Here is a 23,880-nt window from a genome sequence, read left to right as displayed (position 1 = left end):
GCCGCCGCTATACCTGTTTTGGCGCCAGGGCAGAAAGCTCGCTGCGCAGTTCTGCGCTCAGGGAAGAGTCGAGCAGGATTTTTTCCAGCTCTTTACGGAAAGCCTGGTTGTCCAACAGGTTGGCTTTTAAATCACGAAGGAGATTGCGCATGGCAAGCATGGCTTTTAATTGCGGGATCTGGCGGGCAACTTGCTCGGGTGTGAAATCATTCATATCACGGAAGTTCAGATTTACATTTTCTTCGCTACCGTCACCTGCCAACGTATTTTCAACCGTCAGGTTCAGCGCAGGAGAATAATCTGCCAGAACGCTGTTAAAGTTATTTTTATTAATGTTCATCTTGCTGCGTTCGGATAACGGAGCCGTTTCTCTTCCGTTACTGAAATCACCGGTAACCAGCAATTTCAGCGGCAGTTCAGTTTTTTTCTGTGCGCCACCGGTATGTAAATCAAGTTTTAAATTAATACGCGCCTTGGGTATCTCTCTCTGGAAGCTGTCGCTCATAGTTCCCTCTTTTCATCGCCATGTGGTAGCCGTCTGACTACATTTCTTTACGCGCCGATGATAGAACATTGCTCTGCCAATGAGCAAATGCAAAGATCTAAGATCTGACATTTCGATTTATTAAGAATTTTCCACCAACAAGTGAGTAAATGATCACCAAATGAGACGCTTTTCATGGCACTTATCACCATAATGAAAATAAATAGCAGCAGACTAAGCTATAAAAAATCACAATACCGGAGAACAAAGCTTAACTTCACTTTTACTTGATCTAAATCAAAGATATATCCTTTCTGACATCAGAGTTAGGAATTATCTTAATATTTCCAGGATAATTACCGCCGAAAGAATAAAAACCATGAAACATCCGAACAAAAATGTGCAATGGATAAGCGTTTTTATATAGCTTCAGGAAATAACAGGATTAAAAACTCCAATAAAAATAACCTCAACGTTTCCACAAATAAATTTAACCCGCCACTTACGCCATAAAAAAATCCAGGCCAAAACGTGGATTTTTTCAGAGGTGATGAAAATCAGGCGCAGCGGGCTTTAATTAATGTCATATTCTTTTCAAGATTTTTAGGAGAATATTCGGCCAGCTGGAAGTTAAAACTGTTGTTCTTATGCATGTTGAGGCGTTCCGGGCGCAGCATCTTCACGTTGCCGTCAATATCAAACAGCTTTGCGATATGCTCGGGATCCACCTTGCCGCTCGCCATGTTATTGAAATGCTTATTGATATCGTTAAGAGCAATCGGATGTGCGGCTTTGCGGCTCATCCAGTCCTCCAGACGAAGCGGCCTGGTAGCGCCGTCACCGAGATCGGACTGATAAAGAAAAGCGTCACGATGAGGTTTTGCGCTGGCCGGGAGATCGATAACGTAGGCGTGTCCCATCCCGCCGTCGTTTACCCGCAGAATAAAATGCTTATCGGCCGGCAGCTTCGCCAGTTGGTGTTGCAGTTGAGAAAGCGAAATAGAATGCCCTTTTTCAAAACTGTAGCTGTGCCGATCGTCATCAAGAAACAGTTTCATCACGTTGTTGGCGGTCACCCCACATACCGGCGCGTTAAAGCGCTTACTGCTGCCCAGCATCGCCTCAACCTCCGTTTTGGAGCATCCCCAGTCGCGGGCGGTCTGTTCAATATTGTCATCAATGGCTTTCAGCAACGCTGAAGGGCTTTTGCGATGAATCGGCGTATCGCCGTCGTCGCTATTTAGCAATACGTTGGCCCTGAGGCTGGTAGCGCTCAGCTTTGCAAAGTCCTGCAAATGCCGGGTTGAGGGGTTATTGGCGCTCCGCGAAGCGGATGCCGGAGCGTTGGTACGGGCAACACGGCTATGCTGGCCGCTCTGGGTTTGCAGGCGTGGGTCAGGTTGCGATGGGCGAAAAGTGTTAATGAAGTTTCTCATAAGGTGGATTCCACTCGTTGTACTTGTCAGGCTGAGTGGAGTCTTGCCGGGGCAGGTTCCCGGCGGGAGAAACTAAAAAGCCACGCCGAAGCGTGGGCATCTAACGTAGTGTGTAACCGCCGTCGCAGTACAGCGTGCTGCCCGTCATATTGCCGTTATCGAGTAAAAACAATGCCGAGGCTGCCTGCTCCTGCACGCTGGCCGGGCGGCCAACCAGCGCAAGGCTGTTCCAGTATTGATAAGCGGACTCGCGCTGCGCCGCATCACGGTTACGCCACAGTTCGCTGTCGGTGGTGCCGGGAGACAGGCAGTTTACCCGGATAGGGTTAAGTTCAACCGCCAGCCCACGAGCCAGCCCCTCTAACGCCGCATTACAGGCCGCATAGGCGGCTGCGCCAATCGGGCGAGCGGACGCCGCACCAGACATAAGCACCACCGCAGCAGACTCCTGCAAATAGGGCAAAGCTTCATAGACCGCCCAGTATTGAGCCCAAAATTTTGCCTGGAATAGGCCTTCAGAAGTAGCGATATCGCCGTCGCGGAAGTTACCGGTGGAGTAGGAAGCGGCGGGGGTAAACAGGCCGGTCAGCGTTGCGCTCCCGGAAAAGAAAGCTTTCAGAGAATCCCGGTCGGTGATATCAACCGTTTTCCCTTCCGCCAGCGGGCCAAGCTGCTCTATCGCGGCGTTCAACTTGCCTTCAGAGCGGCCGCCAAGCAGCACTTTGTTACCGCGGGCGGTGAGTTTATGCGCCAGCGCCAGCCCAATGCCCGAGCTGCCGCCGACGATAACGTAAAGAGAGTCTGCCATGTTTGCTGCCTTGTTGAGTCGCAAGGCAGCATTAGAACCTGAAACCGGGAGGCGGGATATCTCAATAACGGATAAGCATTCTTACCCGCAGACTAACGGGTCAGCTGTTTCAGAACCCGGGTAAAGTCAGCTTTTATCTCTTCATCTTTTGCATGACGCCCATCGCGGATAACCCAGCTTCCGCCGGTCATCACATCCTTAATCGGGTTAGCCGCGCAGGCAAAAATCCAGCGATTAAGCAGCTCGCTATCCTGCGCGGTGGCAAGGAACGGGTCACCGCCGTCCAGCACCAGCAGGTCAGCGCGCCCGCCCACGGCCAGCTCGCCAATATTCTGGCCCAGCGCCATTTTCCCGCCTCGTAATGCCCCCTGGTACAACACGTTGCCCACATAAGGCTCGTTTGCCAGGTAGAGCAGGTTGCGGCGGCGGTTATTCAGCCGCTGCCCGTATTCAAACCAGCTCAAGTCTTCGCTGACGCTGACGCTAATGTGGCTGTCGGAGCCGATGCCCCAGTTCCCGCCCTGGTGCAGATAAGCCTGCCCCGGGAAAATGCCGTCACCCAGGTTTGCTTCGGTCGTCAGGCAAAGCCCGGCCACCGCACCGGACTCAGCGATGAGCTTAGTTTCGCTCCCGGTAATGTGCGTGGCGTGTATCAGGCACCAGTTTTCATCGACAGGCATATTCTCATAAAGCCACTCCACCGGGCGCAGACCGGACCAGGCCAGGCAGTCGTCCACCTCTTTTTGCTGCTCTGAAATATGGATGTGAACAGGCTGAGGATGAGGCTGGCTTTCCAGTACGGCCCGCATTTGCTCGGGCGTAACGGCGCGCAGCGAATGGAAGCACAGCCCGGCGCGCTGCATGGGCTCGGCGGCAAGCTTAGAGACAATGCTGTCATACAGCTTAAGGTAACCGTCAGTCTGGTTGATAAAGCGGCTTTGCCCCGCAGAGGCAGGCTGCCCGCCGAAGCCGGAATGGGTATAAAGCACCGGTAGCAGGGTCAGGCCAATTCCGCTAGTCTTTGCGGCCTGAGAAATACGCAGCGCCAGTTCGGCAGGCTGGGCGTAGGTTTTGCCGCCGCTGTCGTGGTGCAGGTAATGAAACTCTGCCACCGAGGTATACCCGGCTTTGAGCATTTCGATATACAAATAGCTGGCGATGGTTTCCAGCTGTTCCGGGGTGATTTTACCCACCAGCCGATACATCAAATCTCGCCAGGTCCAGAAGCTGTCCGCCGGGTCGCCGACCACTTCCGTCAACCCCGCCATTGCGCGCTGAAAAGCGTGGGAGTGGAGGTTAGGCATACCGGGAACCACAAAGCCTTCCAGCCGGATGCTTTCGTCATCCGCTTTGGCGTTAACTTCAACGGCGGTGATAGTGCCCTGCCCTGAAACGCTTAGTTTGACATTCTCTGCCCAGCCCTGCGGCAGAAGCGCCTTCGCCGCGAAATATACCGCCATATCAGCACCCCGGTTCGATGTTAATCAATTGTATATACATGCATGTATATATACATCCAAATAACGGTAGAGTAAACTTTAAAGCATACCCGGGCGAGGAATGATGAATGGCACAAAGCGACGTTTTTAAAGCAGCGGCAGAGACGGAAAGTCTGGAGCAACCGGCCCCCTATTATGAGCGGGTCAAAAGCATCATTAAGACCAATATTCATAGCGGACTTTGGCCGGTAAATTACCGCGTGCCGTCCGAAAGCGAGCTGGTAAATCAGTTCGGTTACAGCAGGATGACCATCAACCGCGCCCTGCGCGAGCTGACCTCCGAAGGCCTTCTGGTGCGCATGCAGGGCATCGGCACTTTTGTAGCCGAAGTCCGCGGGCAGTCTGCGCTGCTGGAAATCAATAATATTGCCGACGAGATTGCCAGCCGTGGCCACCGCCACCACGCACGCGTTTTGGAGCTGACTCAGGTCTATGCCGACGCGCAGCAGGCGCTGGCGTTCAACCTGCCAAAAGGCAGCCGCCTGTTCCACTCGCTGATTTGCCACTACGAAAACGGCGTGCCGGTGATGCTGGAAGACAGGCTGGTTAACTCGCTCATCGTGCCCGACTATTTCCAGCAGGATTTCACCCGCATTACGCCAAACGCCTATCTTTCTTCTATCGCGCCTATTGTCGAAGGTGAGCACATCATCGAGGCGGTAAACGTTACGCGCGAAGAGTGCGTTTATCTGGAGATAGACGAGCAGACACCGTGCCTGCAAGTTAACCGCCGCACCTGGACCGGGCGGCAAAATAAAAAAATCGTCACCAGCGTGCGCCTCGTATATCCCGGCTCGCGCTACCGCCTAGAAGGGAGCATGCACAAATGATTCGCCTGCTGCCCTATGCCGACTGCCCGGAGATGCCGTGGAAAAACGGCCTGGGCGTAACGCGCGAGATCTCTCGCCATCCGGCTGTGGAAGCCTATGACTGGCGTATTTCGGTCGCCACTATTCGCGACGATGGCCCCTTCTCTCGTTTCAGCGGCTATCTGCGCAATATCAGCGTGCTGGAAGGCGAAGGCATGTTCCTGACTATCGACGGCGAAGAAAGCGGGTTAATTGCGCCGTTTCAGGCCACCGACTTTAACGGCGAGAGCGAGGTTTCCTGCAAAATTCACGGCGGCCCGCTGCTGGACTTCAACGTTATCTATAAAGCAGAAACAACTACGGCTGCCGTAAACTGGCTGCGTGGTGGAGAATGGACGGAGCAACAAAATACCCAGTTGCTGTTCAATGCCGGAGAAACTCTGGAGCTTGAGGTGAACGGCCAGCATTATGCTCTGGGGCATTATGACAGCCTGTTGATTGGCGCTCCGGCAAGCGTGGCGGTCGCATCAGGCCAGAATGCCCGGTTCGCCCGCGTAGTCATCGGGCAGTAAATACCGGCAGCCAGGCTGCCGGGCGCAATCTTCAGTGGCCTTTGAACTCGGGCCGCTGTTTGTTTTTAAACGCTTCAAGCCCCGCCGTGCGGTCCTCGCTGTCGGCAATTAACGCCGAAAGCACTCTTTCATAAGCTACGCCCGCGCTGAGCGGCATTTCGTAGCTGGCGGCCACCGCTTTTTTAATCATTACCGCAGCCAGCGGAGCCGCTTTTGCAACCTGCCAGGCCAGCGCCAGCGCCTGCTGTTCAAGTTCTTCGCTGGCAACAATGCGGCTCACCAGCCCGGCCTGAATAGCCTCCTGAGCGTTGATCCTTCTACCGCCGAGCAGCATCTCCATCGCCAGCGACTTGCCCACCGCCCGCACCAGCCTTTGCGTGCCGCCCGCGCCTGGGATAATGCCAATATGGCTTTCCGGCAGCCCGAACTGCGCCGTCTCGTCGGCGATGATGATATCGCACAGCAGCGCAAACTCCAGCCCGCCTCCCAGCGCATAGCCGGAAACGGCGGCAATCAGCGGTTTTTCAATTTCCCCAACCCGGTCCCATTTTTCACTAAAGCCGCTGCGCCATAACTCAGTGGCGGAAGCGGAGGCCAGGGTGCCGGTGTCCGCTCCGGCGCTAAAAGCCTTCGGAGAGCCAAGCAGCACAATTGCCCGGACTTCCGGCTGCCCATCCAGCTGCTTTAAGGTGTTTACCAGCTCGTCCAGCATGTCAGCAGTCAGCGCATTGTATTTCTGCGGGCGATTAAGCGTGACGACGGCAACCGCGCCTTCGAGGCGGCATAAAATGTCACTCATCTGCCGCGCTCCCGCCGGTGAGTCCCTTCACAGTTTCATCACGCTTGCGCATTGCGGCGGCGGCCGTTTCCGGCGTCCAGGCGTAGAAGCCTTCCCCGCTTTTGACCCCAAGCTGATTATCCGCAACCTTTTGCTTCAGCCACGCGGGCAGGCTGTCGCTATTGTCCAGCGCCGGAAGCAGAATCCCCGCAACCTTCTCAACCGTGTCCAGACCGGCAAAATCCATCAGCTTCATCGGCCCCATCGCCGCCCAGCGCGGAGCCAGCGTGCGCTGTACCGCCCGGTCAACGTCCTCGACCGAGCCGATCCCCGCATCCACCAGATACAGCGCCTCCCGCAGCATCGCGTATTGCAGCCGATTGATGATAAAGCCGGGAATATCCTGGTTAACGGTAATCGTCTCTTTACCCAACTGGCGGCAAATATCACGTATCCGCTCGCAGACCTCATCGGCGGTTTTCTCGCCGCGCACAATTTCAATCATCGGCATGGTATCCGCCGGGTTAAACCAGTGCATACCGATAAGCCGCTGCGGCTGGCTAAGGCCCGAAGCCAACAGCGTGATAGAAACGCTGGAGGTGTTGGTCGTTATCAGGCACTCAGGGCCGACCAGCTGTTCGACGGTTTTCAGCACGTTTTTTTTGAGCGCCACGTCTTCCGCCACGTTTTCAGAGACCAGGTTGGCCCCGGCGAGGCAGGTTTCAAGCCCGGTGGTAAACTCAACGCCGCCCTGCGCGCCGAGCGATGCCACAATCGAGCGAGCTTTATCCAGCGTCTGCTCCGAGCGTGACCACAGACTTACGCTAAACCCCGCGCGGGCCATCACTACGGCAATCCTGGCGCCCATCGTTCCTGCACCCACAACCGCCACCTTTTTCATTTGAGCCATTTGCTTTCTCCGCCGCTTAAATCACGCCCTGCGCTCTTAGCTGAGTAAGAGTGGCCTGGTCGATAGCCAAAATTTCACTCAGCACGCTGTCGGTGTGCTCCCCAAGAGACGGCGGAACCAGGGACGGTTCGACCGTTACCGCGCTCATTTTTACCGGCTGCGGCACGATAGCAATATCACCCGCGGTTGGGTGCTGAACCCGCTTAACCAGTTCGCGCTCGCGCGCATAATCGCTGGTAAGCATCTCCTCAAGACGCAGAACCGCAGAGGCAGGAACCCCCGCGTTATCCAGCAGGGCCTGAGCGTCGCTAACGGTTTTATCTGCCAGCCAGCGTTCAATTTCTTTACGCAATGGCTGCTGGTTAGCCAGCCGCAGCGGATCGGTAAGGTAGAGCGGATCGGCTGCCAGCTCCGGCCTTTCCATCGCCGTACACAGCTGGCGGAACAGCTTGTCGTTAGCCACGGCAATCACGATATGTCCGTCCTGGGCCGGATAGCTGTCCATCGGGGCGCTGATGGGGTGCGCGTTGCCCAGCCGCCCGGCGGAAGGCTGGCCGCCAATCCACTGGGTCAGGGAAACCATTTGCAGCGTCACCATGGTGTCGAGCATTGAGACATCCAGATGCTGGCCTTTACCGCTAATTCCGCGCTGCAACAACGCGGCAAGTACCGCCCAGCTGCCGTATAGCCCGGCGACCACATCCCCGATGGCGTCGCCCACTCGGGTCGGCTCGCCTTGCGCCCAGCCGGTCACCTGCATAATGCCGCCGTAAGCCTGCACAATGTGGTCGTAGGCGGCCTTATGCGCCATCGCCCCCTGCTGGCCAAAGCCGGAAATACTGGCGTAAACCAGCCGCGGGTTAATCTCCTGAAGGGTCTGGTAATCAATGCCGAGACGCTTAGTCACGCCGGGGCGAAAGTTCTCCACCAGCACGTCGGCTTGTGCCACCAGCTGTTTAAGAATTTCCAGCCCTTCCGGCGTTTTTAAATCCAGCGTGACGCTTTTTTTGCCGTGGTTGAGCTGCATAAAATAGCTGCTCTCCCCGGCGATATGCGGGGTAAAGCTGCGCGAGTCGTCGCCGCTGCCCGGCATTTCAATCTTAATAACCTCGGCACCGAGGTCATTGAGCAGCGAGGCGCACCACGGCCCGGCCAGCACGCGGGACAAATCAAGCACCCGAATGCCCTTCAGCGGCTGCAAACCTTCACTCATTTTCGTTCTCCTCAATCAGGGAGCACAGCCTGCGGCTGAGTTCACCGGCCGCAATCAGGTCGCGGACGGCGTGCATGTCGGGATAAAGCGCGGTGTCCGTTTCGCGGAACGGGACGCGTTCACGAACCATACCCAGCGTCAGCTCGCTGCCGACGGAGGCCCGCAGCGGCCGATGAAATTCCAGCGCCTGGCAGGCGCACAGCAGTTCAATGGCGACAATATCCACCGCATTCGAAACGCCCAGCAAAGCCTTACGCGCGGAGGAAACGCCCATACTGATGTGGTCTTCCTGCCCGGCGCATGTGGTAACGGTATGCACGCTGGCGGGCGCGGCCAGGCTGCGGTTATCCCCGGCAAGCGCGGCGGCAACATAAGGCGGGATCATCATGCCCGAGTTGGCACCGCTTCTGCCCACAAGAAAGGCGGGTAGCCCGCTGAGATGCACGTTGGTAATGCGGTCGGAGCGAGCCTGCGAAGCGGTACTGACCTGCGCGATAGCAACCGCCAGCGAGTCCAGCGCCAGAGCCAGCGGTGCGCCGTGCCCGTTGCCGCCCGGCAGAATAACCAGCTCGTCGTGCTCAATTAAAAACACCGGGTTATCGGTGACCGAGTTCAGTTCGATTTCAACAATACGGCGGCAATGAGCCAGCTGGTCACGCACCGCACCGTGAATTTGCGGAATACAGCGCAGGCTGAGAGCATCCTGCACGCGGTGGTCGCGGTAACGAGCAAAAATTTCACTGCCGTCCAGCAGGCGACGCAAAATGGCGGCGGTTTGCCGCTGCCCGTCATGCGGGCGCAGAGCATGCAGCCGCGCGTCGTAACCGCGAGTATTGCCCTTCAGCGCCTCCAGACACATGCCTCCTGCCATATCGGCCACCGGCAGCAGGCGTTCAAAATCATGTACCGCCAGGCAGGCAAGACCGGTTATTTCATAGGTGCCGCTGATAAGCGCATGCCCTTCACGCGGGCCGGGAATACGTGGCGCAATCCCCGCTTTTTCCAGCGCTTCGGCAGAGGGCAGCAGCTCGCCCTGATACCAGCATTTTCCTTCGCCAAACAGCGACAGGCCAATGTGCGCGGTAGCAATCAAGTAACCCACGGAGCCGCTGGCCGGTGACCAGGGCGTCACCCTGCGGTTAAGCATTTCGGCCATACGCTGTACCAGCTCAGGGCTAACCCCGCTGTACCCCTGCAACAGCGACTTAAGCATCACCGCCATCATGGCGCGCACCTCGCGCACCGGCAAATCTGGCCCCATTCCGCAGGCGTGGCTGCGCAGCATATTGAGCTGCACGCTGGCAATTTGGTCCGCAGAAAGCCTTTCCGTGACCAGGTCGCCCACACCGGTGGTCAGCCCATAAATAACCTTCCCTTCATCAATTGCCCGGCGAATATAGCCGCTCACATTCTCCATGTTCGCCAGCGCGTCAGGCGCGAGTGCAACCTGCGCGCCGTCGGCAATGCGCACCAGCTGTTCGATGGTGGTCGGTGTGATGCCCAGGGGTACGGCATTATGCTGCTGCCCGGAGGAGCCAGTTTGTGTTGTCATCTTACAGTCCTTACTTGCTCAGGCCGTGTTTAACCAGCCACTGGTGAGCCACGTCATCAATATCCACAAACTCGGCAAGCTGCCCGTTCATGGCGATTAAATCTGCGGTGGTCAGCTGGGCGGAGACTTTGTTCAGGGTGTTTTCAATCGTCGGATTGAGCGTGGCGCTGGCTACGATCGGCACAATATTCTGAGCGGCAAACAGGTTTTTAGGGTCACCCAGCGCCACCAGATGATCTTTCTGGATTTCCGGCGTGGTGGACGTTAAGTCCGCGGCCTGAATCTGATTGTTTTTCAGCGCGGTCAGCGTCAACGGCCCCGCCACGTCCAGCACTTTGAAGTTTTTGAAATTCAGACCATAGACTTCTTTCAGCCCCGGCACGCCTTCATGGCGAGTCTTCCACTCCGCGGGGCCGCCCAGTACCAGCTCGCTGGCATAAGGCTTCAGGTCTTCAATGGTTTTGAGCTTGTATTTATCTGCCGTTTTTTTGGTTACCGCGATAACGTCACTGTTTTGCGCCACCGAGGTGTTAAGCATCTTCACGTTAGCAGGCAGTTTGGCCGCCAGCGCGCTCGCCACTTCTTCTGAGCTATGGGCTTTGTTATTGGCATCCAGGTAACTAAGCAGCGCGCCGCTGTATTCCGGGATCACATTGATGGAGCCGTCCAGCAGCGCCGGGATATAAACTTCGCGGCTGCCAATGTTGAGTTTTTTCTCCACCGGAATGCTTTGCGCTTCCAGAGCTCCCGCGTAGATGGTCGCCAGCAGCTGGTTTTCAGGGAAGTCAGCCGATCCGATAATCACTTTCTGAGCAGAGTCTGCCGCCCAGGCGGAGGAGACAACGGACAGCATCGCGGCACTTAACAGCGTCAAACAACGTTTCTTCATATTCATCGCATTCACCTTGTGTAATTAACGGGCTGGAGATCACTGGGTTTTGATACGTCGGGAAATGCCGCGCGACACAACGAATTTCACCGCTACTGAAAAGAACACGTCAACAAACAGCGCCAGCAGGGCAACCAGCAGCGCACCGGCGGTCATTTGGGCAAAATCGTTCGCCGCCCTGCCGTCGATAATCAGGCGGCCAAGACCGCCCAGAGAGACATAGGCCGCGATAGTGGCGGTAGAAATAATTTGCAGCGTGGCGCTTCGAATGCCGGAAAGGATCAGCGGCGTGGCGCACGGCAGCTCAACCTGGGTCAGGGTCTGGAAAGGCGTCAGGCCGATGCCCTTCGCCGCATCATGAACGCTGGGGTCTACGGAGCGAATTCCGGCGTGAACGCCGAGCGCAATCGGCGGCAGCGCCAGCACCACCAGCACGATGATGCACGGCAGGATAAACGCCATATCCGACTCGAAATAGCCCGCCATCACGATGACCAGCAGGATTATCAGGCCAAAGGATGGCAGCGAGCGCAGCGCGTTAGTGGAGCCAATCAGCAAGGCTTCCCCCTTCCCGGTGTGGCCGGTATAGCAGCCAACGGGGAAAGCAATAGCGATAGCAATCGCCAGCGCGGCGGCGCTGTAGCCGATGTGCTGCGCCAGCAGAGGAAAGATGCCGTCGTCGCCATACCAGTGGCTAAGCGTGAAGAACCAGTCAGACATACGTTATCCCCTTACCGGCTGCCAGCGGCTTAATGAGCGGGTGCCGGCGACCACCAGGCAGTCCAGTACAAACGCCAGCACGATACACAGCACGATGCCGGCGATGATTGGCGTAAGAAATTGCAGCTGGAACCCCTGAGTAAACAGCGAACCCAGCTGCGGCGCGCCGATGAGTGCGGCAACGGAAACAATGCTGACGTTAGACACCACGGCCACGCGCAGCCCGGAACCTATGACCGGCACCGCCAGAGGAAGGTCAACCTGGAAGAACTGATGAATCGGCTTATAGCCCAGGGCAAACGCCGACTGCCGGGTGTCGGTTGGCACCGAGTCCAGCCCGTCGCACACCGTTCTCACCAGCAGCGCAAAGCTATAAATGGTCAGCGCCACCACCACATTTATCGGGTCGAGGATCTGCGTATTCAGCAGCGGCGGGAGCAGCACAAACAGCGCCAGGGACGGAATGGTGTACAGCAGCCCAAACAGGTTGAGCACCACGCCCTTCACTCGCGGCATGCTGTTGACCAGCCAGCCCACGGGAATAGCCAGTAGCAGGCCAATCAGAATCGGCGTTACCGACAGATAGAGATGCCACAGTAGCAGATTGAAGATCTTGTCGCTTTGCGACCACAGCCAGTCAAACCTCATACCGCCTCCCGGGCCATGCTCTTGCAGGCGTCCAGCACATGGTCGAGCGCCAGGGTGCCCAGCACTTCGCTGCGCTCGCCAATCACTACCGCCCGGTGGCAGGGGGAGCTAAGCGCGGAGTCCAGCATCTGGCGCAACGTGCCGCTTTGCGGGTAGAAGGTCGCCCCGAGATTAACGTGTTCCGGCACAACGGCCTCAACCTGCTGATGGGTGTCGAACCAGCCGCAGGCTTTCCCCTCGCGGGTGACCAGCAGCCAGCGCTGGTCGGCAATATTGCGCGCCATCTCAATCGGCGTTCCCAGTTCGGCGGTGGGTTCCATCAGCATTGAGGCCAGCGGCCCGGAGTTGTAGAAGCTCAGCTTGCGGTAGCCGCGGTCGCGGCCGATAAAGTCCGCCACAAAATCGCTCTGCGGCGCATTAAGCAGCTCCCCCGGCGAAGCCAGCTGCCCGAGTTTGCCGCCGGGTTTCAGCACCGCCACCAGGTCACCTAACTTCATCGCTTCATCGATATCGTGGGTGACCATAATGATGGTTTTACTCACCTCTTTTTGAATACGCAGAAACTCTTCCTGGAGCTGTTCACGCACGACCGGGTCTACAGCGCTGAAAGGTTCATCCATCAGCATAAACTCCGGGTCGGCGGCCAGGGCTCTGGCAACGCCAACGCGCTGCTGCTGCCCGCCCGAAAGCTGCCACGGGTAACGCTTTGCCAACTGCGGCGCAAGGCCCACCACTTCCAGCAGCTCGGCCGCTCTGGTCCTGGCCTTGTTTTTGCTCGCACCATTGAGGATTGCCGTGGTGGCAATGTTGTCGATGATGTTTTTATGCGGAAACAGTCCCGCGTTCTGGATGACATAGCCGATACGCCGCCGCAGCTGCACCACATCCATTCCTGAAGTGGACTCGCCGTTAAGCAGGATTTCACCCGATGAAGGCTCAATCAGCCGATTGATCATGCGTAATGACGTCGTTTTACCGCAGCCGGAAGGGCCAACCAGCACGGTGATTTTGCCCCCGGGAGCGACCAGGTTCAGGCCATCCACCACTACCGTTCCGTCGTCGTAAAACTTGGTCACATTGTTGAAAGTAATCATCGCTACGCCTCATGGTCATCTGGCTGCCGAATAAATGAACGGCTGCGTAAAAAAGCTATGTATAGCATTGTATGTACAATCTGCAAAGCCTGTGCCATAACAAAATAGCAACATCAGAAAAAACAAATAATATCGTTTTAAAACATGCAGATAATTATTTTTAGTGATTTTAATTGTGATCAATACGTGATTTTTATCAGGATTAAACGGGGTCTGAAAAGTGATTTACCAGCTATCTGAACTGCTATTTTTGCCCTAAAAAGGATCAATCTCTTTGTAAAGCGCGCCAAATTGGTGCGTAAAGTGGGGTTAATGAAAGCATATATGATGTACATACAGCCACAGCTAGCAATAACAACATGTTTTTATTGATAAATAATTTCAATATTGCACCCGGCATGAAATATGCTAATCATGTATATACAAGCAGACGAAAAAATGACATGTTATTTTTCGTGAGCATTTCTCCCGCTATTCCTAAACAAGGTGAACCCCATGAAGAGTGAGTTTTCTCGTTACCGCGATGTTGAAATCAGGGCGCCGCGTGGCACAAAGCTGAACGCAAAGAGCTGGCTGACCGAAGCCCCGCTGCGCATGTTGATGAATAACCTCGATCCCGACGTCGCCGAAAATCCAAAAGAACTGGTGGTGTACGGCGGTATTGGCCGGGCGGCGAGAAACTGGGAATGCTTCGATAAAATGGTTGAAGCCCTTAAAGAGCTTAATGATGACGAAACCCTGCTGGTGCAGTCGGGCAAGCCGGTCGGGGTATTTAAAACCCACACCAACGCGCCGCGCGTGCTGATTGCCAACTCCAACCTGGTTCCCCACTGGGCAAACTGGGAGCACTTTAACGAGCTGGACGCCAAAGGGCTGGCTATGTACGGGCAGATGACGGCAGGCTCCTGGATTTACATCGGCAGCCAGGGGATTGTGCAGGGCACTTACGAAACCTTCGTTGAAGCTGGTCGCCAGCATTTTGGCGGCAGCCTGACCGGGCGCTGGGTACTGACGGCGGGCCTCGGCGGCATGGGCGGCGCTCAGCCGCTGGCCGCAACTCTGGCCGGAGCCTGCTCCTTGAATATTGAGTGCCAGCAGTCGCGCATCGACTTCCGCCTGCGTACCGGCTACGTGGACGAGCAGGCCAAAGATCTCGACCATGCGCTGGCCCTTCTCAAACGCTACACGTCCGAAGGCAAAGCGGTTTCTATCGCCCTGCACGGCAATGCGGCGGAAGTTTTACCCGAGCTGGTCAAGCGCGGCGTACGCCCGGATATCGTCACCGACCAGACCAGCGCCCACGATCCGCTCAACGGCTACCTGCCGGTTGGCTGGAGCTGGGAAGAGTACCGCGAGCGCGCCGCCGCTGAACCTGCGGCAGTGATTCAGGCGGCTAAAGCCTCTATGGCGGAGCACGTCAAAGCGATGCTTGCCTTCCAGCAGCAGGGCATTCCGACCTTCGATTACGGGAATAATATCCGCCAGATGGCAAAAGAGATGGGCGTCAGCAACGCCTTTGACTTCCCCGGCTTTGTGCCGGCCTATATTCGCCCGCTGTTCTGCCGCGGCATCGGCCCGTTCCGCTGGGCCGCGCTGTCCGGGGACCCGGAGGATATCTACCGCACGGATGCTAAAGTGAAAGAGCTGATAGCGGACGACAAGCACCTGCACCGCTGGCTGGATATGGCGAGAGAGCGCATCAGCTTCCAGGGTTTACCGGCCCGCATCTGCTGGGTAGGCCTGGGCCAGCGCGCGCGCCTGGGTCTGGCGTTTAACGAAATGGTCAGAAGCGGCGAGCTTTCTGCTCCGATTGTTATCGGCCGCGACCATCTGGACTCCGGCTCCGTTGCCAGCCCGAACCGCGAAACCGAAGCCATGCAGGATGGCTCCGATGCGGTTTCCGACTGGCCTCTGCTGAACGCCCTGCTGAATACCGCCAGCGGCGCAACCTGGGTTTCTCTGCACCACGGCGGCGGCGTAGGCATGGGCTTCTCCCAGCACTCCGGGATGGTCATCGTTTGTGACGGCACGGATGAAGCAGCCGAACGTATTGCCCGCGTGCTGAATAACGATCCTGCGACCGGCGTAATGCGCCACGCGGACGCTGGCTATGAAATTGCTATCGAGTGCGCAAAAGAGCATGGCCTGAATCTGCCTATGCTTAAGTAATGTCCCCGTGGCGCGGCAAATGTCGCGCCACATCCTCAAGAGAGAATGCTATGCGGATTTTATGGCACAACTGCCAAATCGTCACCATGGCCGAAGGCCGTTACAACCTGATAAAAGAGGCATCACTGATTACCGGAGACGGCAAACTACTGTGGCTTGGCGAAGATGCCGACCGGCCTGACATTGCCGTTGATGAATACAAAGATTTGCAGGGCAGACTGGTCACGCCGGGGCTTATCGACTGCCATACCCACAGCGTGTTTGGCGGCGACCGCAGCCAGGAATTCGAAATGCGCCTTAACGGTGCAACCTATGCCGACATTGCCGCAGCCGGCGGCGGCATCGCCAGCACGGTGAAAGCCACCCGCGAGGCCAGCGAGCAGCAATTGCTGGAAAGCGCCCGCCGCCGCATTAACGCCCTGCGCAAAGACGGCATTACCACCCTTGAAGTGAAATCGGGCTACGGCCTGAGCCTCGAAGATGAGCGCAAAATGCTGCGCGTTATTCGCCAACTGGGGCAAAGCCTGCCGTTAACGCTACACAGCACCTGCCTTGCCGCACATGCCCTGCCCCCTGAATTTAAAGGCCGCAGCGACGAGTTCATCGCCGAGATTTGCGACAGCTGGCTACCGGCGCTGCACGCCGAAGGCCTGGTTGATGCGGTAGATGCCTTCTGCGAACACCTTGCGTTCTCGGTGGCCCAGGTTGAACGTGTGTTTATTAAGGCCCGCGAACTTGGCCTGCCGGTAAAACTGCACGCCGAACAGCTCTCGTTGCTGCACGGAGCCGGGCTTGCCGCCCGCTACAATGCGCTTTCTGCCGACCATCTTGAATACCTGTGTGAAGAAGATATTGCCCTGATGGCCGAACACGGCACCACCGCCGTGGTGCTGCCGGGTGCATTTTATTTCCTGCGTGAAACCAAAAAACCGCCGATTGAGCTGCTGCGCCAATATCAGGTGCCGATGGCGATTTCCAGCGACCTTAATCCCGGCACTTCTCCGGTGCTGTCCCTGCGGCTGATGATGAACATGGCCTGCACGCTGTTCGGGCTAACGCCGGAGGAAGCCCTGGCTGGCGTTACGCTGCATGCGGCACGTGCGCTTGGCGTCAGCGATACCGCAGGCTCGCTGGAACCGGGGAAAGAAGCGAACTTCGTGGCGTGGGAAATCGACCATCCCGCAGAGCTCAGCTACTGGCTGGGCGGCACATTGTCAAAACAGGTTATTTATCAGGGTAAAGAGGTGTGGAATGACTAACGCATTTGAGCTACACAAAGGCAACCTGCCGCTGCTTATCAGCATGCCGCACCCCGGCACTCGCCTGACGACGGAAGTAGCAAACGGGCTAACCGAACGAGCCAAAAAGCTCGAAGACACCGACTGGCATATTCCGCAGCTTTATCAACCCATTCGCGAAATGGGCGCCAGTATTCTTAGTGCCGGTTATTCACGCTATGTGGTTGATCTAAACCGCCCTGCCGACGATAAACCGCTTTATAACAGCGCAACCACCGGCTTATTTACGGATATTTTCTTTGACGGTGAACCGCTGTTTGAGGCCGGTAAAGCGCCAGATGAACAGGCCAAAGCGGCAATCCTGGAAAACATCTGGCAGCCCTACCATCAGGCTCTGGCTCAGGAACTGGCGCGGCTGCGGGAAACCTTTGGCTATGCCCTGCTCTGGGATGCACATTCGATAAAATCCGTGGTGCCACGCCTGTTTGAAGGCCGCCTGCCGGACCTTAACTTCGGCACCGCCGACGGCACCAGTTGCTCCCCGGAACTCAGCGATGCCCTGCTCCACGCCAGCGCTGACTTTACGGATTACAGCAGGGTGCTTAACGGGCGCTTCAAGGGCGGCTATATCACCCGGCATTACGGTTCGCCGCAGAACAATATTCATGCGGTACAGCTTGAAGTTGCCCAGTGTTGTTACATGGATGAAGAAACCTTCGTGTACTCCGGCGAGAAAAGCGTTCCGTTCCAGCAGTTGCTGACCCGTTTGATTGGCACCGCGCTCGACTGGGGAAAACGGCACTACGGCTAACCGCTATTGACTTAATTTGTCAAAAGAGTACGTTTCAGGACATGAAAACGATTCTGATCATTGTTCCTGACGGCGGCATGTTGTTCGAGGCCGCCGGTATCGCCGATATTCTGATGCAGGCTAACTGCCTGCATGTGGATGAATCCGCCCCGCCGCGCTACCGGGTAAGCATCGCCACCACTCAACCCCACCACGTAGTTCATGGCCGTTCGGGACTTAACCTTCTGGCCGACCACCGGCTGGCGGATCTCGACCCGAATGAGCCGCGCGACACCATCATGATAACCGGGAAAGGTCTGAGCGAGCCTGAGGGCAGCGAGGTAGTTAGCTGGCTGAAACGAGCAGCGCCAAACGCAGAGCGCATCGCCTCTATTTGCGGTGGCGCGATTTTACTGGCCCAGGCGGGGCTGCTGGACGGCCGCAGGGCAACCACCCACTGGCGGCTACTCGAGAGCATGCAGGCCAGCTGGCCGAAGGTAAAAGTGGAAGCCGGGCCGCTGTATATTCAGGACGGCCCCGTCTGGACATCCGGCGGCGTCAGCTCCGGGTTTGATCTCACCCTTGCGCTGGTTGAAGCCGATTACGGCTTTACCCTCGCCCGCGACGTAGCGCAGGATCTGGTGATGTTTCTGCATCGCCCCGGCGGGCAGCTACAGTTTAGCCGCTACCATCTGCGGCAGGCGGCAAACTCAGGGCCGGTATCTCAGTTACAAGACTGGCTGCTGGATAACCTGACCGAAGATCTGTCGGTGGAGAAACTGGCGGAGCGCCTCGCCATGAGTCCGCGCAATTTTACCCGCGTGTTTACCCGTGAGACCGGCGTATCGCCCGCCCGCTATGTTGAAGAGGCCAGGCTCGCCGCCGCTCGCCATCGTCTCGAGCAAACCAACGAAACCCTGGAGCGGGTTGCCATTGCGGCCGGTTTTGGCAGCGCGATTAATCTGCGTCGCGTTTTCGAGCGCCATCTCCACCTGACGCCAGGGGAGTATCGCGAGCGTTTTCACTGCCGCAGAATGGCCTGAATTGATCCTTTTTCGTCGTTTACGCCATCGGGCTCCGGGCATACAGTGACTCCAGACATTAAAGAGAAGGAGTCAATCATGGTTAAGGTCGGCATTAATGGTTTTGGCAGGATCGGACGCAACGTACTGCGTGCCGCGCAGGGTAACCCGAATATTCAAATCGTGGCGATTAATGACCTGACGGACAGTAAAACGCTCGCTCACCTGCTGAAGCACGATTCCCTGATGGGGAAATTCCCTGCTCCGGTTGAGGCGGGTGTTGGCCAGTTGCTGGTTGACGGTAAACCTATCCGCGTATTTAGCGAAAGAGATCCTGCGCGTATTCCGTGGCACGAGACCGGCGCTGAAATCGTTATCGAAGCAACCGGTTTCTTTACCTCCCGCGAGCAGGCGGCGGTGCATATCACCAGCGGCGGAGCAAAACGCGTCATTATTTCCGCTCCCGGAAAAGATGATGACCTCACTATCGTCCTGGGCGTGAACCACGACAGCTACAACCCTGAAAAGCACTTTGTCGTCAGCAACGGCAGCTGCACCACAAACGGCCTGGCCCCGGCGGCTCAGGTGCTGCATCAGGCATTCGGCATTGAGCACGGACTGATGAACACCACCCACGCCTATACCAACAGCCAGGCACTGCATGACCAGCCTGAAAAGGATTTGCGCGGCGCTCGCGCGGCGGCACTCTCCATCGTGCCCTACTCCAGCGGTGCGGCAAAGGCGCTCGGCAAGGTGATACCGGAGCTGGACGGCCGCCTGACGGGTTATTCCCTGCGCGTGCCGGTACCGGTGGTCTCTATCGTGGATTTGACCGTAACGCTTAAACGCGACGTCACGGCTGAAGAAGTGAATGCGGCATTCAAAGCAGCGGCTCAATCCGGCCCGCTGAAAGACATTCTTGGCTACAGCGACGAACCGCTGGTATCCAGCGACTATCAGGGCGACCCGCGCTCGTCGATTATCGACGGGCTTTCTACCCTCGTGATTGGCGGCAACCTGGTCAAAATTCTGGCCTGGTATGACAATGAATGGGGCTTCTCGAACCGCCTGGTTGACCTGGCGGTGCTGATGGAAAAACGCGGGCTGTAATTCACCCGCGCGGTGAGAAAAGCCAGTCATTTGACTGGCTTTATTTTTTATTTCAGATGGTTGGCAATGGCGTTAAACATCAGCGAAGCCTCAAGCGGCTGAGCGCTGAAGGAGGGTTCCGCCTTCGGCCAGGTTGACCACTGTACGATGACCAGCTTCTCTTTCTGGTTGACCATAATTATCTGCCCGTAGATGCCAAGCGCCCACATGGAGTCTTTGCTTTCCAGGCCGTGCTTCGGCCCCACATCGCCCGCATTAGCCGGAACGCTATTGTTCCACCACTCATAGCCGTAGCTGCCGTCCGGATGCGCGGCGGTGACGGATTTCTCGGCTTTATTCCAGCTTCGAGCCTGCTCAACCCAGTTATCCGGGAGCATTTTCTTGCCGTTCGGCAAGACGCCGTTATTCATAATGAACAGGCCAAATTTGCCCCAGTCTTCAAGAGTGGCGTTAAAGCCGTGCGCGCCCACGTCGTGTTTACCTTTCAGGTAGCTGTGCCAGACGCCGTCATTCGTCATGCCGTACGGCTGCCAGATAGCGTCCTGCAGGTTCTGCGCCAGCGACTTGCCGGTGGCTTTTTCCAGGGTATCGCCCAGCAGCCACGCGCCGCCGGAAGAGTAAGACCAGGCCTCGCCGGGCTTAGCGTAAGCTTTACGCTGCGGATCTTTTACCAGCTTATTCACGCAGTCGTAAGTATTGCTGCTGGCTTCGCACTGGGTGAGTTTGGCAAAGTCCGACTCTGGATTAGTGTAATCTTCACCCCAGGTCACGCCTGAAGTGTGTTGCAACAGCTGGCGCACGGTGACGTGCTCCCAGGCTGTCCCTTTGACGTCAGGATTATATTTAACAATTTCGTCATCCAGCGAGGCGATCTTGCCCTCTTTGAGCGCCACGCCCACCAGCGTGGAAACCACCGACTTACCTACCGAGCGTGAGGTCCAAAGCGTGGTCGGCGTATTTCCCTCAGCGTAATAATCCGAGACAACTTTACCGTCTTTAATCACCATCATACCGGTCACGCTGTTGCGCTTGAGGTAATCCGCCAGTTTAAAATCGTGCCCCTGATATTGATAGCTTACGCCGGATAAATCCCGCCCGGCACGCGGGATTGGCACCGCCTTTCCGGCTTTAAAGACATCGCCTTCATAAGAGCGATAGTCATTGCGAAAACCAATCACCCGCTGCTGTTGGTTCCACGTCAGCATATCTTTTACCGCGGGCAGCTGAGAGTCAGCCGGTGCCGGACAGTGGGTCAATTGCAGAGTCTGGCAGTCGCTCGTTGCGGGAGCCGCATTTGCCTGCATGGCGGCACCCAGGCAGAGCGCAAGCAGGCAAATTCCGGTTTTCATTTTAGTCATAGTGTTTTCCTTCAGATTGGCGTAATGGCCTGTTAACCCGAGGAACTTTAGGGCAGAGATCTCAATAATTGATATCGGTTAGCGGGGGAATATCCCCCGCCAGATAGCGTTGTCGAGCCTGAGATGCAAAAAAAAGCCCCCGCGCTGGCGGAGGCTTGATTCAGTTAGCTATAGCGAGGAGGTTTAGAGCGCCATATCGTGCTGCGGGGATGCTTCAGCTTTTGGCTCCGCCGGTTTGGCCTGCGGGATCGCGCTCTGGTCATTCATCTGAATAACCGGAGGTTTGGTCAGTTGCAGCGTCGCCGCGGTGTCGTTCCAGACCTTCTGGGTCAGTTCAACATTGCCGTTCATCTCCTGGCCGTAGCTTGGCACCACGGAGCGGATTTTGCTCTGCCATTCCGGCGAGTTGAACTGCTCAGGGAACATTTTCTTAAGCACGTTCAGCGTAATTGGCGCTGCGGTAGAAGCACCAGGAGATGCGCCCAGCAGTGCAGAAATGGTTTTCTGCTGGTCAACAACCACTTCGGTACCCAACTTCAGCACGCCGCCTTTATCTTCATCTTTTTTGATGATCTGTACGCGCTGGCCCGCCTGAATAAGTTTCCAGTCTTCTTTACGCGCGTCCGGGTAGTACTCTTTCAGCGCTTCAAAACGGTCTTCATCGCTCAGCATAACCTGGCCAATCAGGTATTTAACCAGATCGAAATTATCCAGGCCCACGTCGGTCATCGGCATAAAGTTGCTGGTGGTCGTGGTGCTCAGCAGGTCAAAGAACGAGCCGTTTTTCAGGAACTTGGTTGAGAAGGTTGCGAATGGCCCGAACAGCACAACGCGCTTGCCGTCGATAAAGCGGGCATCGATATGCGGGACGGACATTGGCGGTGCGCCAACGGAAGCCTGGCCGTATACTTTTTCCAGATGCTTGCTTGTCACCGCCGGGTTTTCGGTCATCAGGAACGAACCGCCTACCGGGAAGCCAGCGTAATTTTTAGATTCCGGAATGCCGGTTTCCTGCAATAATTTCAGCGCGCCGCCGCCGGCACCGATGAACACATATTTAGCGTCGATAGCGTGCTCTTTGCCGCTATTTACGTCTTTAATAGTGACGTGCCAGGAATTGTCGCCGTTGCGTTTGAAGTCGGTAACTTCAGAAGAGGTTTGCAGCGCAAAGTTCGGGCTTTTTTTCAGGCTGCCGATCAGCTGGCGGGTAATTTCGCCGTAGTTAACGTCGGTGCCTACCGGCGTCCAGGTGGCGGCGACTTTCTGGTTTGCGTCGCGGCCTTCCATTACCAGCGGAGCCCATTGCTTAATTTGCTGGTGATCGGTGGAGAATTTCATCCCCTGGAACAAGGTTGTTTTTTGCAGCGCATCATAACGTTTGGTCAGATACTCGACGTTTTTATCGCCCCAGACAAAACTCATATGCGGAGTGGAATTAATAAACGAATGCGGGTCATTCAAAATACCGCGCTGAATTTGCGCCGACCAGAATTGTCGGGAAATCATAAACTGTTCGTTAATTTCCAGCGCTTTGCTCACGTCGATAGAACCGTCCGGACGCTCCGGCGTATAGTTCAGTTCCATATTCGCCGAGTGGCCCGTACCGGCGTTATTCCAGCCGTTAGAGGACTCAAGCGCAACGCCGTCCAGCTTCTCAACCATGACCTGTTTCCAGTCCGGTTGCAGCTCCTGAAGCCAGGTGCCAAGGGAGGCGCTCATGATCCCACCGCCAATTAGCAGGAAGTCGGTTTTTTGCGCGGCATCGTCTTTAGCGTAGCTAGCTGAGCTTGCCAATAACGCAAGTGTAGTCAGGGAAATAATTGTCTTTTTCATTGCAGGCATAATATTAATATTGCATCGCAGGTGAATGAAGTCATTCTATGTTAACCCAGTTTCACGATATTTTAAAATCTCATTCACAATTTTAATAATCCATACAATTAATGCCGATGATTTTTTTAATTAAAAAAACCAAATATCTTTCAGCAATTTGATTTAATATTCCGGTAAAATATATCCTGTAACGTTGCGTTATTATCGGCTAATCCGCTTATTTATCGGGACGTTATTAGCAAAAAAATCCACGCCGCGGCATGGATTCTGAATCCCGAATGCAGGACATTAATGATTTGCTTTCAGGGTTAGCCGTTTGTGCTATTTTTCTCTACTACGTTTAAAAACACCTCCAGCTGAGCGCGAATATGCGCCATCGTCGCCGGGTCGGTCAGACGGCCATTCTCAATTTTTTGTTCGGCAAAACTTATCGCGATTTCCGGCAGCGGCACCATATTGCACAGCATGGATGCCAGCGTTTCACGCAGTTGATACTGCGCGCGAACCCCGCCTAATGCCCCCGTGGACTGCGACACAAAGAAGACATATTTGCCCATCATGCAGCTGGCGCGCACGGGCCGTGAGAGCCAATCAAGCGCGTTCTTTAATACTCCCGGCATGCCGTGATTGTATTCCGGGAGCGTAATAATGACGGCGTCGGCCTCTTCAACCCGCCCTCTCGCGGCGATGACGGCCGCCGGAAGTTCACCTTTTTCCAGATCCTGACAATAATGCGGTAAAGCACCGATATCGAGCGCATCGAGGCTTACCTGCGGCGGCAGGCACTCGCCAATGCTGGTCAATATCGCGTGGGAGGCAGAAGCCGCCCGCAGGCTGCCAGCCAGCCCAATAAATCGTAATGTTTTCATATTTACTCTCCTTAGATATTATCGATGGGCGTATTATCTGCGAAAGAAACATGAACTTCTTTCGCCAATCCGCCATGAT

22 protein-coding genes are annotated in these 23,880 nt (G+C 56.1%); 7 read left to right on the top strand and 15 right to left on the bottom strand.

Going from position 1 to position 23,880, the window contains the following annotated elements; genetic code table 11:
- Nucleotides 1-7 precede the first annotated feature (7 nt).
- The 4 genes from tssB to FOC35_RS18460 all read right to left on the bottom strand — a co-directional run bounded on the left by tssB (nt 8) and on the right by FOC35_RS18460 (nt 4,188).
- Nucleotides 8-505 (bottom strand): type VI secretion system contractile sheath small subunit, encoded by a 498-nt coding sequence (tssB, locus tag FOC35_RS18475; protein WP_172569758.1) that lies wholly within the window; start codon nt 503-505, stop codon nt 8-10.
- A gap of 536 nt (nt 506-1,041) precedes the next feature.
- Nucleotides 1,042-1,920 carry a cycle-inhibiting factor gene (locus FOC35_RS18470; RefSeq protein ID WP_254065308.1) on the bottom strand — a complete coding sequence of 293 codons (879 nt, stop codon included), beginning with the start codon at nt 1,918-1,920 and terminating at the stop codon, nt 1,042-1,044.
- 100 nt (nt 1,921-2,020) lie between these two features.
- Entirely contained in the window at nt 2,021-2,728 is a 708-nt protein-coding gene (locus tag FOC35_RS18465) for an SDR family oxidoreductase (protein ID WP_172569757.1), read from the bottom strand.
- Between the two features lie 92 nt (nt 2,729-2,820).
- Nucleotides 2,821-4,188 carry a formimidoylglutamate deiminase gene (locus FOC35_RS18460; protein ID WP_172569756.1) on the bottom strand — a complete coding sequence of 456 codons (1,368 nt, stop codon included), beginning with the start codon at nt 4,186-4,188 and terminating at the stop codon, nt 2,821-2,823.
- 107 nt (nt 4,189-4,295) lie between these two features.
- Between FOC35_RS18460 and hutC the strand changes: the two genes are divergently transcribed.
- On the top strand, nt 4,296-5,057 hold the full coding sequence (hutC, locus tag FOC35_RS18455; RefSeq protein ID WP_016536830.1) for a histidine utilization repressor: 762 nt from the start codon (nt 4,296-4,298) through the stop codon (nt 5,055-5,057).
- A complete protein-coding gene (locus tag FOC35_RS18450) occupies nt 5,054-5,608 on the top strand; it encodes a HutD family protein (protein WP_172569755.1) in 555 nt (184 codons plus the stop codon). The genes hutC and FOC35_RS18450 overlap by 4 nt, the downstream gene beginning before the upstream one ends.
- Before the next feature lie 31 nt (nt 5,609-5,639).
- Here the strand turns inward: FOC35_RS18450 and FOC35_RS18445 are convergent, their stop codons facing one another.
- From FOC35_RS18445 to FOC35_RS18410, 8 genes are read right to left on the bottom strand one after another with little or no spacing between them, the layout of a single operon-like run.
- Nucleotides 5,640-6,407: an enoyl-CoA hydratase-related protein gene (locus FOC35_RS18445; RefSeq protein WP_172569754.1), complete on the bottom strand. Its 768-nt coding sequence runs from the start codon at nt 6,405-6,407 to the stop codon at nt 5,640-5,642.
- The gene (locus FOC35_RS18440) at nt 6,400-7,296 is read right to left on the bottom strand and encodes a 3-hydroxyacyl-CoA dehydrogenase family protein (RefSeq protein ID WP_172569753.1); all 897 of its coding nucleotides are present in this window, start codon (nt 7,294-7,296) and stop codon (nt 6,400-6,402) included. Before FOC35_RS18440 ends, FOC35_RS18445 begins: the two co-directional genes overlap by 8 nt.
- 16 nt (nt 7,297-7,312) lie before the next feature.
- Entirely contained in the window at nt 7,313-8,509 is a 1,197-nt protein-coding gene (locus FOC35_RS18435; protein ID WP_172569752.1) for a CaiB/BaiF CoA-transferase family protein, read from the bottom strand.
- A complete protein-coding gene (hutH, locus tag FOC35_RS18430) occupies nt 8,502-10,061 on the bottom strand; it encodes a histidine ammonia-lyase (RefSeq protein ID WP_172569751.1) in 1,560 nt (519 codons plus the stop codon). The genes FOC35_RS18435 and hutH overlap by 8 nt, the downstream gene beginning before the upstream one ends.
- Before the next feature lie 10 nt (nt 10,062-10,071).
- Nucleotides 10,072-10,956: an ABC transporter substrate-binding protein gene (locus tag FOC35_RS18425; RefSeq protein WP_172569750.1), complete on the bottom strand. Its 885-nt coding sequence runs from the start codon at nt 10,954-10,956 to the stop codon at nt 10,072-10,074.
- A gap of 33 nt (nt 10,957-10,989) precedes the next feature.
- Nucleotides 10,990-11,670 carry an ABC transporter permease gene (locus tag FOC35_RS18420; RefSeq protein ID WP_172569749.1) on the bottom strand — a complete coding sequence of 227 codons (681 nt, stop codon included), beginning with the start codon at nt 11,668-11,670 and terminating at the stop codon, nt 10,990-10,992.
- Nucleotides 11,671-11,673: 3 nt separating this feature from the next.
- Entirely contained in the window at nt 11,674-12,318 is a 645-nt protein-coding gene (locus tag FOC35_RS18415) for an ABC transporter permease (RefSeq protein ID WP_016536838.1), read from the bottom strand.
- A complete protein-coding gene (locus FOC35_RS18410) occupies nt 12,315-13,412 on the bottom strand; it encodes an ABC transporter ATP-binding protein (RefSeq protein ID WP_016536839.1) in 1,098 nt (365 codons plus the stop codon). The genes FOC35_RS18415 and FOC35_RS18410 overlap by 4 nt, the downstream gene beginning before the upstream one ends.
- A 495-nt stretch (nt 13,413-13,907) precedes the next feature.
- Here FOC35_RS18410 and hutU point away from each other — a divergent pair, with 495 nt between their 5' ends.
- From hutU to gap, 5 genes are all read left to right on the top strand, one after another.
- Nucleotides 13,908-15,581, top strand: a complete 1,674-nt coding sequence (gene hutU, locus FOC35_RS18405; protein WP_016536842.1) for a urocanate hydratase — start codon at nt 13,908-13,910, stop codon at nt 15,579-15,581.
- Nucleotides 15,582-15,631: 50 nt separating this feature from the next.
- Nucleotides 15,632-16,840, top strand: coding sequence for an imidazolonepropionase (hutI, locus tag FOC35_RS18400; RefSeq protein ID WP_172569748.1), 1,209 nt, complete (start codon nt 15,632-15,634; stop codon nt 16,838-16,840).
- Nucleotides 16,833-17,630: an N-formylglutamate deformylase gene (gene hutG, locus FOC35_RS18395; RefSeq protein ID WP_172569747.1), complete on the top strand. Its 798-nt coding sequence runs from the start codon at nt 16,833-16,835 to the stop codon at nt 17,628-17,630. The genes hutI and hutG overlap by 8 nt, the downstream gene beginning before the upstream one ends.
- A 41-nt stretch (nt 17,631-17,671) precedes the next feature.
- Complete coding sequence (locus FOC35_RS18390) at nt 17,672-18,652, top strand: GlxA family transcriptional regulator (protein ID WP_016536845.1); 981 nt, start codon at nt 17,672-17,674, stop codon at nt 18,650-18,652.
- Nucleotides 18,653-18,730: 78 nt separating this feature from the next.
- Nucleotides 18,731-19,741, top strand: coding sequence for a type I glyceraldehyde-3-phosphate dehydrogenase (gap, locus tag FOC35_RS18385; RefSeq protein ID WP_172569746.1), 1,011 nt, complete (start codon nt 18,731-18,733; stop codon nt 19,739-19,741).
- A gap of 47 nt (nt 19,742-19,788) precedes the next feature.
- On the opposite strand, the gene FOC35_RS18380 is transcribed toward gap, so the two are convergent.
- The 3 genes from FOC35_RS18380 to FOC35_RS18370 form a co-directional block, all read right to left on the bottom strand.
- Nucleotides 19,789-21,099, bottom strand: coding sequence for a serine hydrolase (locus FOC35_RS18380; protein WP_172569745.1), 1,311 nt, complete (start codon nt 21,097-21,099; stop codon nt 19,789-19,791).
- Between the two features lie 183 nt (nt 21,100-21,282).
- Nucleotides 21,283-22,941 (bottom strand): malate dehydrogenase (quinone), encoded by a 1,659-nt coding sequence (gene mqo, locus FOC35_RS18375; RefSeq protein ID WP_172569744.1) that lies wholly within the window; start codon nt 22,939-22,941, stop codon nt 21,283-21,285.
- A 299-nt stretch (nt 22,942-23,240) separates the two neighbouring features.
- On the bottom strand, nt 23,241-23,801 hold the full coding sequence (locus FOC35_RS18370) for an NADPH-dependent FMN reductase (RefSeq protein WP_172569743.1): 561 nt from the start codon (nt 23,799-23,801) through the stop codon (nt 23,241-23,243).
- Nucleotides 23,802-23,880 lie beyond the last annotated feature (79 nt).

The sequence above is a fragment of the Cedecea sp. FDAARGOS_727 genome (genome assembly GCF_012273235.1).
In the GTDB taxonomy this organism is placed as follows: Bacteria; Pseudomonadota; Gammaproteobacteria; order Enterobacterales; family Enterobacteriaceae; genus Cedecea; species Cedecea davisae.
This window is presented reverse-complemented; position numbering and strand designations above follow the sequence as displayed.